The 16,058-nt window shown below is 62.2% G+C and carries 11 protein-coding genes; 7 read left to right on the top strand and 4 right to left on the bottom strand.

Annotated features, from left to right (window positions below):
* Positions 1-485: 485 nt before the first annotated feature.
* Together ACQKEK_RS03460 and ACQKEK_RS03465 are read left to right on the top strand one after the other, a co-directional pair.
* Positions 486-845, top strand: a complete 360-nt coding sequence (locus ACQKEK_RS03460; protein WP_499141347.1) for a tetratricopeptide repeat protein — start codon at positions 486-488, stop codon at positions 843-845.
* Positions 846-924: 79 nt separating this feature from the next.
* Positions 925-2,397, top strand: coding sequence for a DNA recombination protein RmuC (locus ACQKEK_RS03465; protein WP_499141053.1), 1,473 nt, complete (start codon positions 925-927; stop codon positions 2,395-2,397).
* Between the two features lie 15 nt (positions 2,398-2,412).
* On the opposite strand, the gene ACQKEK_RS03470 is transcribed toward ACQKEK_RS03465, so the two are convergent.
* Both ACQKEK_RS03470 and ACQKEK_RS03475 read right to left on the bottom strand, forming a co-directional pair.
* On the bottom strand, positions 2,413-3,657 hold the full coding sequence (locus ACQKEK_RS03470) for an MgtC/SapB family protein (RefSeq protein ID WP_128119357.1): 1,245 nt from the start codon (positions 3,655-3,657) through the stop codon (positions 2,413-2,415).
* An 82-nt stretch (positions 3,658-3,739) separates the two neighbouring features.
* Positions 3,740-7,210: a hybrid sensor histidine kinase/response regulator gene (locus ACQKEK_RS03475; protein WP_046161893.1), complete on the bottom strand. Its 3,471-nt coding sequence runs from the start codon at positions 7,208-7,210 to the stop codon at positions 3,740-3,742.
* A gap of 516 nt (positions 7,211-7,726) precedes the next feature.
* Between ACQKEK_RS03475 and ACQKEK_RS03480 the strand changes: the two genes are divergently transcribed.
* From ACQKEK_RS03480 to ACQKEK_RS03495, 4 genes are all read left to right on the top strand, one after another.
* The gene (locus ACQKEK_RS03480; protein WP_045428641.1) at positions 7,727-8,293 is read left to right on the top strand and encodes a GNAT family N-acetyltransferase; all 567 of its coding nucleotides are present in this window, start codon (positions 7,727-7,729) and stop codon (positions 8,291-8,293) included.
* Positions 8,294-8,520: 227 nt separating this feature from the next.
* Positions 8,521-9,234 (top strand): AzlC family ABC transporter permease, encoded by a 714-nt coding sequence (locus ACQKEK_RS03485; RefSeq protein WP_046161891.1) that lies wholly within the window; start codon positions 8,521-8,523, stop codon positions 9,232-9,234.
* The gene (locus tag ACQKEK_RS03490; protein ID WP_045428637.1) at positions 9,234-9,560 is read left to right on the top strand and encodes an AzlD domain-containing protein; all 327 of its coding nucleotides are present in this window, start codon (positions 9,234-9,236) and stop codon (positions 9,558-9,560) included. The genes ACQKEK_RS03485 and ACQKEK_RS03490 overlap by 1 nt, the downstream gene beginning before the upstream one ends.
* Positions 9,561-9,657: 97 nt before the next feature.
* Complete coding sequence (locus tag ACQKEK_RS03495) at positions 9,658-11,535, top strand: MFS transporter (RefSeq protein ID WP_499141054.1); 1,878 nt, start codon at positions 9,658-9,660, stop codon at positions 11,533-11,535.
* 24 nt (positions 11,536-11,559) lie between these two features.
* Here the strand turns inward: ACQKEK_RS03495 and ACQKEK_RS03500 are convergent, their stop codons facing one another.
* Together ACQKEK_RS03500 and ACQKEK_RS03505 are read right to left on the bottom strand one after the other, a co-directional pair.
* Complete coding sequence (locus ACQKEK_RS03500) at positions 11,560-12,483, bottom strand: MalM family protein (RefSeq protein WP_499141055.1); 924 nt, start codon at positions 12,481-12,483, stop codon at positions 11,560-11,562.
* A gap of 156 nt (positions 12,484-12,639) precedes the next feature.
* Complete coding sequence (locus ACQKEK_RS03505; protein ID WP_499141056.1) at positions 12,640-13,929, bottom strand: maltoporin; 1,290 nt, start codon at positions 13,927-13,929, stop codon at positions 12,640-12,642.
* Positions 13,930-14,371: 442 nt separating this feature from the next.
* Here ACQKEK_RS03505 and ACQKEK_RS03510 point away from each other — a divergent pair, with 442 nt between their 5' ends.
* Positions 14,372-16,000 carry a glucan 1,4-alpha-maltotetraohydrolase domain-containing protein gene (locus ACQKEK_RS03510; RefSeq protein ID WP_499141348.1) on the top strand — a complete coding sequence of 543 codons (1,629 nt, stop codon included), beginning with the start codon at positions 14,372-14,374 and terminating at the stop codon, positions 15,998-16,000.
* Positions 16,001-16,058 lie beyond the last annotated feature (58 nt).

Here is a 16,058-nt window from a genome sequence, read left to right on the forward strand (position 1 = left end):
AGCGAGGTCGTCGAGACCGAACTGGGAACGGAAAGTTCCTTGCCATACCGCGAAACGCTGGAGGGACGTGCCCAGACGGGCGTTTCGAGAAGGTTGCGCCAAACTTGTGCACATTCGCTGTCGAGCCTTGTCAAGCGCTTATGACAATCTGTCGCAAATCAAGCGGAAGCTTATATCGACAATAACCTACTGAAAAATAAAGGTTTTTTACATTGGCGAAAAAACCGCCAGTTTAACTGCAGCCCGCTAACCACAGGCGCTAGGGGAATTTGTAACCTGTTTGCCCACAGAGTTATCCACAGCTTCTGTGGATTAAAAATTTGTGTGATCCAGATCGTGTATTTCGAATTTTTGCAAGACTTTAACTCTGTGAAAAAAGGAGTAGAGTGCGCGCCCTTGTCCCCCCGAACCATTCGGTGACCATGAGAACGCGTCCACTCGCCTCGAGCTCGCTCGAGAGCACTTCATCTTCTCCACGCCTGCCGATGCGCATGGCGTTGTGGCTGCTGGACAGCCAGCGTCTAGGACAGGCCAAGAGTGTCAAACGCATCGCCGGTCGGATGCTCAAGCAGCCGGCACTCGAAGGTGTGGTTGAAGCGCAGAGCCGCCTGGGACGGTTGCTCTGCCACGATTGCGATAGCCAGCGTGATCGTCGCATCGGTTTCGAGTTGCTGCGCCAAGCCGCTCGCGCCGGCGATCGTCAGGCGCAATTCGAGCTGGGTCAGCTGTACTTCCACGGGCAGTACCAAGAGCTGACCAAGGCGCGTCACTGGTTGGAGCAGGCTGCAGCCCAAGGCTCGGTCGAAGCCTCGCGCCTACTTTCTCGGCTGATTGCCACGCGCTAAAAGCTGCATCGCAGACGGGCCGGCCTGACCTGCAGGGTCATGCTGGCTATACTGCCCGGCAATTCAGCCGGAGCCGTTCATGCCTCTCGATCCCCTCTATTTATCCGCTGCTCTAGGCGCGCTCTGCCTGGTACTGGTCACTGTAGCGGTGCTGCTGCAGCGGCGCCTGTCTCAGCAGCAGGCTGAACTGTCGCTGCTCGAAGAGCGGCTTAGCCAGGCTCTGATGGCGCAGGAAGGCTTGAGTGCACAGCTGGAAACCAGCCGCCAGGATCAGGCAGATCTCCACGAATCCCGCGCCGCTCTGCAATCAGAAGCTGCTGTCTTGCGCCGTGAGTCCGAATGGTTGCAGGCACAGCGCCTCGAAACCCGCGAAACCCTTGATGACCTGCAAGCCGAGCGCGACGCGCAGCAGGCCGAGCTTCGCGCACTGAGCGCTGCCCATGCGGCCGTAACGGCCGAGCTGAATGAACAACAGAAGACCCACGAACAGCGCCTCACAGATCTTCAGGGTGCCCGCGATGAACTGCGCGCGCAGTTTGCCGAGCTTGCAGGCAAGATCTTCGAAGAGCGTGAGCAGCGTTTTGCCGAGACCAGTCATGAGCGGCTGGGCCAGCTGCTCGATCCGTTGAAGGAGCGCATCCAGTCATTCGAAAAGCGTGTCGAGGAGAGCTACCAGAACGAGGCGCGCGAGCGTTTTTCCCTGGCCAAGGAGCTCGAGCGGCTGCAGCAACTCAACCAGCGCCTCGGCGACGAAGCGACCAACCTGACCCGCGCCCTGCAGGGGCAGAAGACCCAAGGTAACTGGGGCGAGCTGATCCTCGAGCGGGTGCTCGAGCATGCCGGGCTTGAAAAGGGCCGCGAATACCACACCCAGGTCAGTCTCAAGAGCGCCGATGGCGAGCGCTTCCAGCCTGACGTGTTGATCCAGCTGCCCGGCGACAAGCAAGTGGTGGTGGACGCCAAGGTCAGCCTCACGGCCTACCAGGCGCTGATCTGCGCCGAAGACGAGGGCAGCCGCGCTCTGGCGCTCAAGCAGCACGTCCTGTCGTTGCGCAATCACCTGAAAGGCTTGTCACTCAAGGACTACCAGCGCCTCGAAGGGCTACAGAGCCTGGATTTCGTCCTGCTTTTCGTGCCCATCGAAGCGGCGTTCGCAGCGGCGCTACAAGCCGACCCCGAGCTGTTTCAGGATGCCTACAGCAAGCACATTGTGATCGTCAGCCCAACAACCCTGCTGGCGACGCTAAGGGTGATCGACAGCCTCTGGCGCCAAGAGCGGCAAAGCCAGAATGCTCGTGAGATCGCCGAGCGGGCAGGGGGGCTGTACGACAAGTTCGCCGCGTTCATCCAGGATCTCGACGAGATCGGTACGCGGCTGCAGCAGTTGGACAAGGCCTACCTGGGGGCACGTAACAAGCTCACCGACGGGCGCGGAAATCTGGTGGGGCGCGCCGAACAGCTCAAGCTGTTGGGCGCGCGGGCGAGCAAGCGGCTGCCGTCCGATTGGCTCGAGCGTGCCGGGGCCGAGCTGCCGCTAGAAGCTGAGGAGTAGCGCGCGTATTTAGCGTCACAGCAGCCACAACACCGCCAGCCCGGCGAGCAAACCGCTGAACATGAACGGTAGGGTCAGCATCGCCAGGGCGCGGCCGCCGATAAAGACGATCAGGCCTCCCTTGACCAGACTGTTGCTCAGCGCCGCGAGAAAGATGCCACGCACCGCGACCTGTTCAGCCAGATCGGTCCGGGCGCTGTTGGCCAGCGACAGGGTGATTGCATCCACATCGGTGAGACCGGACAGCAAAGCAATCAGATAGACCCCCGCGTCGCCCAGCCCCCTTTGCGCGCCTTCGACAAGGAACAGGATGAGTACGAGCAGGCCGGCAAAACGAAGCGCCGGACCCAGTTCGAACGGGTTCTTCAACGGTGGCTCGGCGGCGTTGTCGGGCTGCTGGCCGGCGCGCAAGTAGTAGAACAAGGCGCCGGCGGCGTAGATCAGGCCGGCCGTCAGCATGGGCGCGAGCAAGGCCGGCAGTAACGTCCTATTGATCACCCCGACTTCCAGCAGTACCCGCGGGAACATCAGCGCCGAGGTTGCCAGCAGGCCCGCGGCCAGGGCGTGGCGCATTTTCCCCGAGTCCAGGCGAGCGAGGGTGATGGTCATCGCTGTGGAGGAAACGATGCCGCCCAGCAGTGCCGTGATCATCAATCCGTGGCGGGTGCCCAACAGACGGATGGCGACATAGGCAGCAAAGCCAATACCGGCTATCAGCACCACCATCCACCAGGTGGTATAGGGGTTGAACGCCTGCCAGGGCCCATACCCCTGATTCGGCAGTGCGGGCAGCAGCACCACGGAAATGAACAGCAGCTTCAGCACGCCGCTCAGTTCCGCTTCGTTTAGCTTGTGCAGCGCGCCGTGCAGTCGCGCTTTCAGGCTCAACAGCAAGGCCACCACGACCGCCACAGCCGCGGCCAGCAAGCGACTTTCGGCCACGGCCAGGCTGCCAAGCAGGAAGGTCAGTAGCAGCGCCATCTCGGTGGTCATGCCACGATCAGTATTGGTGCGGGACTCGATCACGTAGCCGGCGATTGTCAGCAAGGCCAGCACGACGAACATTGCGATCCAGGCGGGCGTACCGAAATGACTGGCGCTCAGCGCAGCCAGGCCGCCGAACAGCCCGGTAAGGCCGAAGGTGCGGATGCCGGCCATCTCCTGGCCGTCTCTATCACCGCCGCTCCAGCTGCGTTCTGTACCGATCAGTAGGCCAACGCCGAGAGCGGTTGCTAGGTTCAACAATAATTCGAGGGTCATGGGCAAAGGCCGTCGGCAACTTCTAATGAGACCAGTCTAGCCGTCTCGCTGCGGCCGCGGTTTGCGTTGGCGCAACGCGACGTCAATGCAGCGGAACGTGGCGGCTCATCAGTGCGCGCAACGCTGCTGGCTTGACCGGTTTGGCGAGAAAATCCAGCCCTGCCGCATGGATCGCCGCGATCAGCTCCGGACGTCCGTCTGCACTGATCACCACTCCGGGCACCGGTTCGCCGAGGCGGGTGCGCAGCCAGGCCATCAGTTCCGAACCGGTCTCACCGTGATCCAGGTGGTAGTCGACCAGCACCAGTTGCGGGCGCACGTCCTCACGCAGCAGTGCCTCGCATTCGGCCCGGTTACTGGCCGTCCAGACCTGGCAGCCCCAGCGCGACAACAGGCTGTTCATGCCCACCAGAATGCTGTCTTCGTTGTCGATGCACAGCACCTGGATGCCGGTCAGAGCGGTTTGCTGCGCTTCGCCGTTGCCATTGCTGGTGACCTGCCGGAGCACCTGGCTGGCGATCGGTACCGTCACGCTGAATACACTTCCTTTGCCAGGCCAGGAGCGCACCGCCAGCGGATGGTTGAGGACCTGGCAGAAGCCGTCCGCAATCGCCAGACCCAGTCCCAGCCCTTTCTCGGCGCGCGTCTGATGGCTGTCCAGACGTTTGAACTCCTCGAAGATCACTCGCAGCTTGTCTTCGGCGATGCCCGGGCCGTGGTCCCAGACCTCGAGACGCAAGGAAGAGCCCTGGCGACGCACCCCTAGCACCACGCGACCTTTGGCGTAGCGGAAGGCATTGGTGAGGAAGTTCTGCAGCACCCGGCGCAGCAGGCGGATGTCGCTGTCGACCCGCAGTCGGCTGCCATGCACCCTGAAATCGACGCCTTGTTCGGCGGCGAGCATGGTGAACTCCGTGGTCAGCGTGTCGAACAGGGTCGCAAGTGGGAAGGGGTTACGGTCGGGGGTGATGCGACCATTTTCCAGGCGCGAGATATCGAGCAGGTCGGAGATCAGGTCTTCGGCCGAGCGCAAAGAGCTGTCCAGATGCCGAACCAGATCCCGGGCTTCCGCTGGCAGCGCATCGTGTTGGTGTGACAGGGCGGCGGAAAACAGTCGCGCCGCATTCAGGGGCTGCATCAGGTCATGGCTGACCGCGGCAAGGAAACGCGTCTTCGATTGGCTGGCCGCCTCGGCCGCGCTCTTGGCGGCCGTCAGCGCCTTGTTCAGTTTGGACAATTCATGGGTGCGCTCGCTGACGCGCTGTTCGAGGCCTTCGTTGGCATCCTTGAGGGCGCGTTCGGCGTCGCGGTAGGCGGTGATGTCACTGAAGCTCATGACGAAGCCGCCGCCGGGCATGGGGTTACCGATCAGTTCGACCACCCGGCCGTTAGGGAAGGTGCGCTCCGAGGTGTGCGCGCGGCCCTGGCGCATCCAGTACAGCCGCTTGGCTACGTGGGTGTCCGGGTCGCCAGGCCCGCAGAGCCCACGCTCGGCGTTGTAGCGGATGATGTCGGCGATGGGCCGGCCAATGTAGACCAGCCCGTCCGGGTACTCGAACATTTCTAAGTAGCGGTGGTTCCAGGCCACCAGCCGTAGCGACTGGTCGACCACGCTGATGCCCTGAGTGATGTTCTCGATCGCGCCTTGCAGCAGCGCGCGGTTGAACTGCAGCACTTCCGATGCTTCGCCGACAATGCGCACAACGTCATCGACCTGCATGTCGCGGCCTTCCAGCGCGGCCTTGACCACGGCACGGGTGGACGAGGCGCCCAGCACACCGGCCAACAATCGCTCGGTATGGGCGATCCATTGACCGTCGGCCTGCTGTCGGGGTGAGTAATCATGGCCGTGACGCCGGGCAAAGCGCTGGAAGCTGAGTTCGGCGCGCTCGGCGCCGACGAAGCGTGAGGCCAGCAGGAGCAGATCCTCGACCTGCACGGCCAGCAGCCGGCGGCTGCTGGCCGTGGGGTGGATTTCCTGTCCGATGAAACGGCTGGCCTGCCAGTGTTCGGCGACACGTGTCTGCGACAGGATTGACACCCAGAAGAACAGCGTCGCGTTGCCCACCAGCGACAGGGTGACGCCAAGCGTCAACGCGCTGGTATTGAATGGCAGATCGGTTGTGTACATCCACTGCAGGCCAGGAAACATTTCCAGCGGCCAGCCGAGCAGCGGCAGAATCAGCGTGTAAAGCCAGATCAGTCCGCCTGCGGTGAGGCCAGCAAACACACCGCGGCGGTTAGCCTGCTTCCAATACAGCGCGCCGACCATGGCCGGGGCCAACTGGGTGAGCGCGGCAAAGGCGATCTGGCCAATGGTCGCCAGGCTCGCGCTGGAGCCCAGCAGGCGATAGCTGACATAGGCCAGCAGCAGGATCGCGACGATGCTGATCCGGCGCACCGAGAGCATCCAGTGGCGGAACACTTCGAATGGTTGCTCGGCTTCCTTGCGACGCAACAACCAGGGCAGCAGCATGTCGTTGGACACCATGGTCGACAGCGCCACGCTCGCCACGATCACCATGCCGGTCGCGGCCGACGCGCCGCCAATGAACGCCAGCAGCGCCAGGGCAGGATGGGACTCGGCCAGTGGCAGGCTGATCACGAAGGAGTCCGGGCTGACGCCGCTGGGCAACAGCAGCTGGCCCGCCAGGGCGATCGGGATGACGAACACGGCGGCCAGTACCAGATACAACGGGAACACCCAGCGGGCCAGGCGAAAATCGTGCGGTTCGATGTTTTCCACCACCGTCACGTGGAACTGGCGTGGCAGGCAAACGATGGCCATCAGCGCGACCGTGGTCTGCACCATCATGGCTGGCCAGTTCACCGTTTCCTGCCAGAACTCCGAGAGTTCGGGGGCATCGTGAGCCCGGTTGAACAGGTCGCCAAACCCATCAAACAGACCAAAGGTGACGAAGGCACCGATCGCGAGGAAGGCAAACAGCTTGACCAACGACTCGAAAGCGATGGCCAGGACCATGCCGCGGTGGTGCTCGGTCACGTCCAGGTTTCGGGTGCCAAACAGAATGGTGAACAGCGCCAGCACCATCGATACGATCAGCGCCGTGTCCTGCGCGCCGGAGCCGGCCGCGGCCTCGCCCTCGTTGCCCACCAGCAGGTTCACGCCGAGGACGATGCCCTTGAGCTGCAACGCGATGTAGGGCAGCACGCCGACCAGGCAGATGAGTGTCACCACCACCGCCAACGGTTGCGATTTGCCGTAGCGCGCGGCGATGAAGTCTGCAATCGAAGTGATATTTTCCTGCTTGCTGATCATGATCATCTTCTGGATGACCTGCGGCGCCAGCAGCATCAGCAGAATCGGACCAAGGTAGATCGGCAAGAAGGCCCAGAGTTGTTCAGCCGCCTGGCCGACCGCGCCGAAGAAGGTCCAGCTGGTGCAATAGACCGCCAGCGACAGGCTATAAACCCAGGCACGAACCCGCGGCGACAACTGGCTGCGGTTGCGATCCCCGTAAAAGGCAATGGCAAACAGCACGGCCATATAAGTGAGGGCGACCAGCGCAATCAGCCCACCGGACAACGACATGCGAACTCCAGATGTACATAAGTAAGCGGGCTCCAGCCTGGCCGTTTCCACAGAGTGGTCGATCCATGCCAGGCCGGGCAGCGTTCACCGTCGCCGGTAGGCAGCCTGACCACTGGAGCTGCGCGTCAGGGACAGCCAATGAATGGTGACTACCGGGATGGTGCTTGGGGCTGCCCAGGCTCAGCAGGTTTCGATGGCCGGAAGCTACCGCTTGTTGAATACTTGAAAGGGTAAAGTTTCGCAGTAAAACGGGGCGGCGTGTTGCGGCTGCGACCATGGTCGCATGAGCTGGGCAAACACGACTGAATCCGCCGCAAAGCACTGCGCTAGACAATCTGCATGCCGGGTCTGGTGATTTGCAGCTTCAGCGCGGTCCGGGTGCCGTTGATCCGAAGCGAGCCACTAGACTGACGACCGTTTGACCGCGTCGCGCTGGCCCATTAATGACCGGGGCACTTACTGCTGCCCCTGCGATCACAACAGGGCCTCATTCCGTTCAAGTCTGGAGAAAAACTGATGTTCACGCCGGGTCCGGTCACCTTACAGCGGGGCGCCCTACGGTTGGAGCCGCTGGTAGAAGCCGACATTCCGGCCTTGGTCGAACTGGCCGAGCACAACCGCGACGAACTGATCTACCTGAACGGGCCCTTGCGCCCCGATTGGTATCGCCTGGCCGTGACCGAACAACGCCAGGGTCGTGCCGTGGTGTTCACCCTGCGCATGGCCGAGCGCATCGTGGGCACGACCCGCTTCGCCGACTTCAACCCGGCATTGCCTGCTGCAGAACTGGGTTGGACCTGGATCGACAAGGCCGAGCATGGCAGCGGCCTCAACGGATCGATCAAGCACCTACTGCTCAAGCATGCTTTCGAAGACTGGCACCTGGTGCGCCTGCAGCTGAAGACGGCGGCAAGCAACATGCGCTCTCAGCGCGCGATCGAAAAGCTGGGTGCACAACGTGAAGGACTCTTGCGCAATCACCGGCGACTCGCCGACGGTCGCCTGGATGACACCGTGCTGTACAGCATCACCGACCGCGAATGGCCGGCCGTCAAGCGCTTGCTCGAGCCCGCCACGCGCTGAACCCGCATGGGCCGGCCAGGCCCGGTTCGGCCTTTTGATTTCGGCCTGGGCAACCAAAACCCCGTGTGCCGGCCATCGCCCTTGGGGCTCGACTTGGGGTAATGTTGGGTCCCTTCAGGAGCGCTATGTCAGCGTTCATCAGCTTGTCTTCAACCTTTCCCTATGCTCCGGCCCAGACGGCGGTGCGTAGCTCATCATCGTTTGCGGTGCATATCTAAGGAGCCCCGATGTCCCGCTCGCAAGAGTTCTTGCATGGCTGCCGCGATATCCTGCCGCTGATCGTCGGCGCCATTCCCTTTGGCATCATTTTCGGAACGCTGGCTATTGGTGCAGGGCTGTCTAGCTGGCAGGCCATGGGTATGTCCGCGCTGGTATTCGCCGGCTCGGCGCAATTCATCGCCATTACCTTGATTACCGGTGGTGTGGGTGCAGCGGTGGTGTTACTCACGACCTTCGTGGTCAACCTGCGGCATGCGCTTTATAGCGCTTCGATGCAGCCTTTCGTCCGGCATTTGCCGAGCCGCTGGCGCGTGCCGCTGGCGTTCTGGCTGACCGATGAAGCCTTTGCCGTCATCCAGCATCGTTATGCTCGCGATGACGCTTCGCCGTATAAACACTGGTTCTTCCTCGGCGCTGGCCTGACCATGTATTTGAGCTGGCAGCTGGCAACGCTTGCCGGTATCGCCTTTGGCCAGGCTGTGCCCAACGTTGCCAGCTGGGGCCTGGACTTCGCCATGATTGCCACCTTTATCGGCATTGCCGTACCCATGATGCGCACCCGCCCGCAGGTCGCATCAGCGCTTGTGGCAGCGGGCGTCGCGCTGCTGACATGGGAACTGCCCTACAAGCTCGGCCTGATCGCTGCAGCGCTGGCCGGCATTATCGTTGGCGTCTGGCTCGAGCGACGGGCCGAGCGCCAGCTTCAAGCGGAGGCGTGCTGATGCAGATCTGGTTGCTGATCCTGGGAATGCTGGTTATCACCTTTCTGACTCGATACAGCTTCTTCGCCTGGCCCAACCTGCGCTTTCCTCGCCTGGTGGAGCAGGGGCTGCATTACGTACCCGTCGCGGTGCTGACCGCCATCGTAGTGCCAGGGATGTTGATGCCAGCCGGCGAATGGGCGCTGGACTGGCACAACGCCTACCTGCTGGCGGGTGTGCTGTCGATCCTGATTGCGGCCTTGACCCGGAACCTGCTGGCGACCATCGCGGGCGGGCTGCTGTTCTTTTTTCTGTTGCGCTGGGCGTTCGGGCAGTTGCCCCTGTGATGGGCTGCCCAGTCGGCGATACGGGCATGGCAGTGCTGTGCCTTTACCGGACCCTTGATACTCAAATATCCGACGTCTTATCCATGGAAGCGGATCGATGACCAAGCCTCACTCGCAATTCACCTTGTTCGGCAAGCGGCGCTTCCTGCCGTTCTTTCTGACGCAACTATCGGGCGCCTTCAACGACAACCTGTTCAAGCAGTCGCTGATTCTGGCGATCCTCTACAAGATCGGCTCGAACGCCGACACCAGTTTGCTGATCAATCTGTGCGCGCTGCTGTTCATCCTGCCGTTCTTTCTGTTCTCGGCGCTGGGCGGCCAGCTGGGTGAGAAGTACGCCAAGGAGCGGCTGATCCGGGCGATCAAAGCTGGCGAGATCTTCATCATGCTCGGCGGTGCGGCCGGTTTGTTGTTGGGCAACCTGCCGTTGCTGCTGACTGTGCTCTTCTGCATGGGGACGCAGTCCGCGCTGTTCGGGCCGGTCAAATACTCGGTGCTGCCGAAGCTGCTTGAGAACCACGAACTGGTCGGCGGCAACGCGCTGGTGGAGATGGGCACCTTTTTGGCCATCCTCGCCGGCACCATCACCGCTGGCGTGATGATGGCCAGCGAAGGCTACGCTCAACTGGTCGCCGGCAGCGTGGTGCTGGTGGCGGTCGCCGGTTACCTCGCCAGTCGAGCGGTGCCTGTGACCGGTGCGTCCTTGCCGTCGCTTGAGATGGACTGGAATTTGTTTCGTCAGACCGGCGCGATCCTGCGAATGGGGCTGGGGCAGCGCCTTTCGGTGTCGCGTTCACTGATTGGCAACTCTTGGTTCTGGTTTCTTGGCGCGACCTACCTGACCCAGATCCCGGCCTATTCGAAGGATCTGCTGCATGGCGACGAAACCGTCGTCACGCTGATCCTGACGGTTTTCTCGGTCGGCATCGCTCTTGGCTCGCTGCTCTGCGAGCGACTATCCGGTCACAAGGTGGAGATCGGGCTGGTGCCGTTCGGCTCCTTTGGTCTGACGCTGTTCGGCTTGCTGCTGTGGTGGTGGTCGGGCGGCTTTCCGCAGGCTGCAGCGCCTCACGACTGGCTAGCACTGCTGGGCATCGGTCAGGCCTGGTGGGTTCTTGCCTCGGTGCTTGGCATCGGTGTGTTCGGTGGCTTCTATATCGTGCCGCTGTACGCGTTGATCCAGGCGCGCACGCCGGAGCATGAGCGGGCGAGGGTGGTGGCCGCAAACAACATCCTCAATGCGCTGCTGATGGTCGCGTCGGCGCTGGTCGCCATCCTGCTGTTGAGTGTCGCGGAGCTGTCGATTCCGCAGCTGTTTCTCGTGGTGTCGTTGATGAACGTGGCGGTCAGCGCCTACATCTTCAGCATCGTGCCGGAATTCAGCATGCGCTTTCTGGTGTGGCTGCTCGGCCACTCCATGTACCGGGTGCGTCATCAGGGACTGGACGCGATTCCCGAGGAGGGTCCGGCAGTGCTGGTCTGCAACCACGTGTCCTATGTCGATGCGCTGCTGATCGCTGGAGCGGTGCGCCGCCCCGTTCGCTTTGTCATGTACTACAAGATCTTCCGCATTCCGGTATTGAACTTCATCTTTCGCACGGCGGGCGCGGTGCCCATCGCTGCGCGTCATGAAGACGAGGCGATCTACACCGAGGCGTTCGAGCGCGTCAGCCACTACCTCAGCAATGGCGAAGTGGTGTGCATCTTTCCCGAAGGCAAACTCACCACCGATGGCGAGATCAACGAGTTCAAGGCGGGAGTCGAGCGTATTCTCGAGGCGAACCCGGTGCCCGTGGTGCCGATGGCGCTGCGTGGGCTGTGGGGTAGTTTTTTCAGTCGCGATCCAGACAAGGGCTTCTTCCGACGGATCTGGTCGCAGGTGGACCTGATCGCCAGTTCGCCTGTCGCCGCGAGCGAAGCCAGCCGTCAACAGTTACAGGCGCAGGTCCATCTGTTACGCGGCGACCGGCGCTGAGCGCAGGTCGCCGTGTCGTGTGGTCTATTTGATCTCGATGCGTTCCAGCAGATAGGCCTTGGCACTGGCATCGCCGACCCGCGCAGCCTCATCGGCCAGGCGCAGCGCGCGCTCCAGATCCTTGCTCGCAAGCGCTGCGTCGATGCCCTGTCGGTAGTACGCCTGGGTTTCCGGCAGAACTGCCGGTGCGGGCACTGACGGTAAATCGTTACCCATTTCGCGGCCGATGCTATAGGAAGGCACATAAGTATTGGCCTGCTGGCCGGCGGCCTTGTCCTCGATCAGCACCATCTTCACGACGCCGGTAGGTGAATGCTGCGCAACCGGGTCGGGCAGGCTCGGTGGCTCATTACCCAGCGCCCTGGCGTAGGCCTTGGCCGGGTGCTCAAGCGGCGTGTGACCGTCTAGCTGGGCTCCGTCTGCATACAGCACCAAGTAGTACTCGTTGCCCGGGTTGTCCAGGTAGGTGCGATCGATGCGCAGCCGCGCGTCCAGGCTGTCGCCTTTAAGGCCGGAAGCGGGGGCATAGGTGAAGTCATCCGCATCCAGAATGCGGGTGGGCCGCAAGCGGCTGTCGAGCAGCATCACGCTGGGGGCCAAAACGGCCTTACCGGCTTGGCTGTAGAGGCGGATCTCGAAGGACTTGCTGTCTTTGGGCAATGCAAAGGCGCGAAAGAAGCTCTTGCCACTGTCAAAGCGATACGCCGGCGCCGAGGCGTCGAGCGTCACGTTCCCGTTGAAGCTCGCGGGCAGTGGCTGGAAGGGAAAATCAGCGATCGTGTCGCAGCAGATCGGGGCATTGGCCAGCGCCTGACGGGCAGTGCTCGCGGACTGTTCCAGCGGCGCGGGTGTATGGGTCAGCGCGTCCACTCGGCGCAAGGGTTCGCTGCCGCATCCGGCAGCCAGCGTAATGGCGAAGCCAAGCAGGGACGTTCTCAGATAGCTCATAAGGGCAACTCCAGTCGCCAATCGAAAAAAGACCCCGACCAGCCACGGTCGGGGTAAAACACCGCCAAAACGGTGGGAGCGGAACATGCAGTGCTGCCGATAGCAGCGGGCGATACGGAAGGAGACGACCGCTACGCCTCGCCGCACCTCAGGTGATTACCACCAGGCTTCGGCCTGGACGCCAAAGGTCAAACCGTCGTCTTCACCCGCGTCGATGGATTCGCTAGCGGCCTGATAGCGGCCGCCGTCCCACTGGGCGTAGGTGGCAAACACGCGAATCTGCGGACGTGCCCAAAAGCTGCGGCCAGCTGACCACTGCTGGGCGAGGGTGAGTTTTTTCAGGTCGCGGCTGCGCTCGCCATCGGCCTGCGGGTCGATTCGGTCATAGCCGAATTCCAGCGCGGTGCTCATGACGTCGGTCCACTTGTAGACCGGGCGTACACCGAAGGAGAGCCATTGCTGGCCGGACTCGTTGTCGAAGTCGCGGTCTTCATAAATCTGGACGTACATCATCTCGATGTCATCGGTAATGCCGACCACGCCCTGGTTGACCAGGCGCAGCATGTCGCCGTCGCTGTTGCCGGTGTTGTTGCGGCCGCTGGTGGCGATGATGCCGTCGGTGCCGTATTGAACGGCGAGCTTGTTGTAGCCACCGAACCACCCCGCCTGGGTGTGTTCGAGCGTAACCAGGTGACCTTTCTGGTCCTGGTAGCCATCGTCACGTTCCTGGAAATCGGTCAGGTTGGCCTTGCCGTAGTCGTAACCAATCTCCAGCTTACCGTTGGGGTTGACGTCGATCTCGCCGATGCGGAAGTCCAGGGTGTCGTTGGCCAGGTTGGTGCCGGTGCCCGAGCCCTGATAAGTCCACTCACCGTCGGTATTGCGCATCCAGGCGATGCTGGCCTTGCCGAAGCCCAGATCAATGTCTTCGATGCCGGCGCCGGGGCCGGATACGTCCCAGTAGTAGTAGTCGTTGATGTGTACGTCGTGGCGCTTGTAATAGCGCTTGCCAGCCCAGATGTCGGCGCCCGGCAGACTCTCGATGAGGTTGTGGCCGACCACGTTGAACTGGCGGATCGCGACGTCGCCGCTCTCATCAAAGGGGTTATTGGCATCGCCATTGGTGTCGGTGCGGGTCGCTTCCCAGTCATTCGCCTGCCGCGAGTTGTAGGCGATCATGGTGTCGACGTAGAAGCTCTGTTCGCCTTCCTTCCAGACCTCCTGGCCGAGACCGATCTCGGCATAGGTCTCGCACTCGTTGCCCAGGCGGTACTTGGCGGGAGCGCCGGCTGCCTGGAAGCAAGCTTGGTCGCCACCGCCCACGGTGGTGCCGACGCCTGAGCGCAAATAGCCGTGAAAATCCACCGCATGCGAGGGCATTGCGGCTATGAGGGCTGTGCAAAGCAGGGTCGGTTGCAGAAGACGTACGGATCGTTGGGGGTTCATCGCGAAGTCCTTTGTTTTTGTTGTTGGTCTGTGCGGCCGGCGAGCTGCGGCCGGCTGGTCCACGGCAGCTGTCGGTGTTTGCCACTGCCCGGGTTGCTGCGCCGGATTGGGCTGGTGGCGACCAAAAGCCTGCGGATCGGCGACATTCGCGACATCCTCCCGGCCGATCTTTTTTGAGGCGGAGCGGTGGGGCGTAGCGGGGGAGGAGGGAGACAAGCACGCGCAGCGGTACCCATTACGCCTGGCCACTAAGCCCGGAAAAAACCGTGGGGGGAGCTATGGTCAGCGCAATCACCGGCGCCGTCTGGCCCGGTCAATGATGTTTGCATTGGCGGTTGCATCCGGTTTCCGCGGTCGCCGGTAATCGCTGTCGGGTGCTCACAACAACTACAAAACTGGGGCTACTTCGATGAAATATTCCTTGCTTCCCACCCGTCTGGCCATGGTGGCCACCTCCCTGCTGCTGACACTGGGTAGCGCTCATGCCGCTGATCTCGCTGGCAAGAGCCCGGCCGGGGTTCGTTACCACGGTGGTGACGAAATCATCCTTCAAGGGTTCCACTGGAACGTAGTCCGGGAGTCTCCCAACAACTGGTACAACACTCTGCGCGACATGGCGCCAACCATTGCGGCTGATGGTTTTAGCGCGATCTGGATGCCAGTGCCGTGGCGCGATTTCTCCAGCTGGAGCGATGGTGCCAACTCCGGCGGCGGCGAAGGCTACTTCTGGCATGACTTCAACAAGAATGGCCGCTACGGCAGCGATGCTCAGCTCAAGCAGGCGGTTGCTGCGCTGAACGGTGCCCAGGTTAAGGTGCTGTACGACGCGGTTCCCAATCATATGAATCGCGGTTATCCGAACAAGGAAATCAACCTGCCGGCCGGCCAGGGCTTCTGGCGCAACGATTGTTCCGATCCCGGCAACTACCCCAACGATTGCGACGATGGTGACCGTTTCGTCGGTGGCGATGCCGACCTGAACACTGCCAACCCGCAGGTCTACGGGATGTTCCGCGACGAGTTCGCCAATCTGCGCAGCAACTACGGTGCCGGTGGCTTGCGTTTCGACTTCGTGCGCGGTTATGCCGCTGAGCGGGTCGATGGCTGGATGAGCGCGGCGCATGACAATGCCTTCTGCGTGGGCGAACTGTGGAAGGCGCCGGGTGAATACCCGAGCTGGGACTGGCGCAACACGGCCAGCTGGCAGCAGGTCATCAAGGATTGGTCCGATCGCGCCAAGTGCCCGGTATTCGACTTCGCACTCAAGGAGCGTATGCAGAACGGCTCCATCGCCGACTGGAAGAACGGCCTCAACGGCAACCCCGATCCGCGCTGGCGCGAAGTGGCGGTGACCTTCGTCGACAACCACGACACCGGTTATTCGCCTGGGCAGAACGGCGGGCAGCACCACTGGGCGTTGCGTGACGAGCTGGTACGCCAGGCCTACGCCTATATCCTCACGAGCCCGGGCACGCCGGTTGTGTACTGGTCGCACATGTACGACTGGGGGCATGCGCCGCTGATCCGTCAACTGATCAAGATCCGTCGTGCTGCGGGCGTTCGGGCTGATTCGGCGATTGAATTCCACGGCGGCTATTCCGGCCTGGTGGCAACCGTTCGAGGCACGACACAGACACTCGTGATCGCCCTGGGCTCGAACCTGAACGATCCATCCCTGGTCAGCAGCGGCACTTTCAATCCGGCGCTGAACGAGGACAGCGGTCAGCTGAAAGTCTGGACGACCGGTGGTGGGGTCGGTGGCGGTAATGGCGGCCTGGTTCGCGTCAATTTCCGCTGCGAGAACGGCATAACCCAGCCGGGTGACAGCATCTATGCCGTCGGTAACCTGGCTCAGCTTGGTAACTGGGCGCCGGCCAGCGCGGTGCGCCTCACGGACGTCAGCAGCTATCCCGCCTGGAAAGGCAGCATCAGCCTGCCCGCGCAACAAACGGTCGAGTGGAAATGCATCGTGCGCAGCGATGCCAGCCCGACTCAGGTGAAAAGCTGGCAGCCGGGTGCCAACAACCGGGTGACCAGTGCCGAAGGCGCGACAACCGTAGGGCGTTTATAACGCTTGCCTGCCGGGCCCGCTCGGGCCCGGCTCCCTATTCGGTACCCCATGCCGGCCG

The sequence above is a fragment of the Pseudomonas sp. NPDC077408 genome, assembly GCF_050269105.1.
In the GTDB taxonomy this organism is placed as follows: Bacteria; Pseudomonadota; Gammaproteobacteria; order Pseudomonadales; family Pseudomonadaceae; genus Stutzerimonas.

What these genes read in the sequence shown, in the direction of transcription:
- ACQKEK_RS03460 (WP_499141347.1), top strand. Translation starts at nt 486, where the DNA reads ATGCGCATGGCGTTGTGGCTGCTGGACAGCCAGCGTCTAGGACAGGCC.
- ACQKEK_RS03465 (WP_499141053.1), top strand. Translation starts at nt 925, where the DNA reads ATGCCTCTCGATCCCCTCTATTTATCCGCTGCTCTAGGCGCGCTCTGC.
- ACQKEK_RS03470 (WP_128119357.1), bottom strand. Translation starts at nt 3,657, where the DNA reads ATGACCCTCGAATTATTGTTGAACCTAGCAACCGCTCTCGGCGTTGGC.
- ACQKEK_RS03475 (WP_046161893.1), bottom strand. Translation starts at nt 7,210, where the DNA reads ATGTCGTTGTCCGGTGGGCTGATTGCGCTGGTCGCCCTCACTTATATG.
- ACQKEK_RS03480 (WP_045428641.1), top strand. Translation starts at nt 7,727, where the DNA reads ATGTTCACGCCGGGTCCGGTCACCTTACAGCGGGGCGCCCTACGGTTG.
- ACQKEK_RS03485 (WP_046161891.1), top strand. Translation starts at nt 8,521, where the DNA reads ATGTCCCGCTCGCAAGAGTTCTTGCATGGCTGCCGCGATATCCTGCCG.
- ACQKEK_RS03490 (WP_045428637.1), top strand. Translation starts at nt 9,234, where the DNA reads ATGCAGATCTGGTTGCTGATCCTGGGAATGCTGGTTATCACCTTTCTG.
- ACQKEK_RS03495 (WP_499141054.1), top strand. Translation starts at nt 9,658, where the DNA reads ATGACCAAGCCTCACTCGCAATTCACCTTGTTCGGCAAGCGGCGCTTC.
- ACQKEK_RS03500 (WP_499141055.1), bottom strand. Translation starts at nt 12,483, where the DNA reads ATGAGCTATCTGAGAACGTCCCTGCTTGGCTTCGCCATTACGCTGGCT.
- ACQKEK_RS03505 (WP_499141056.1), bottom strand. Translation starts at nt 13,929, where the DNA reads ATGAACCCCCAACGATCCGTACGTCTTCTGCAACCGACCCTGCTTTGC.
- ACQKEK_RS03510 (WP_499141348.1), top strand. Translation starts at nt 14,372, where the DNA reads ATGGTGGCCACCTCCCTGCTGCTGACACTGGGTAGCGCTCATGCCGCT.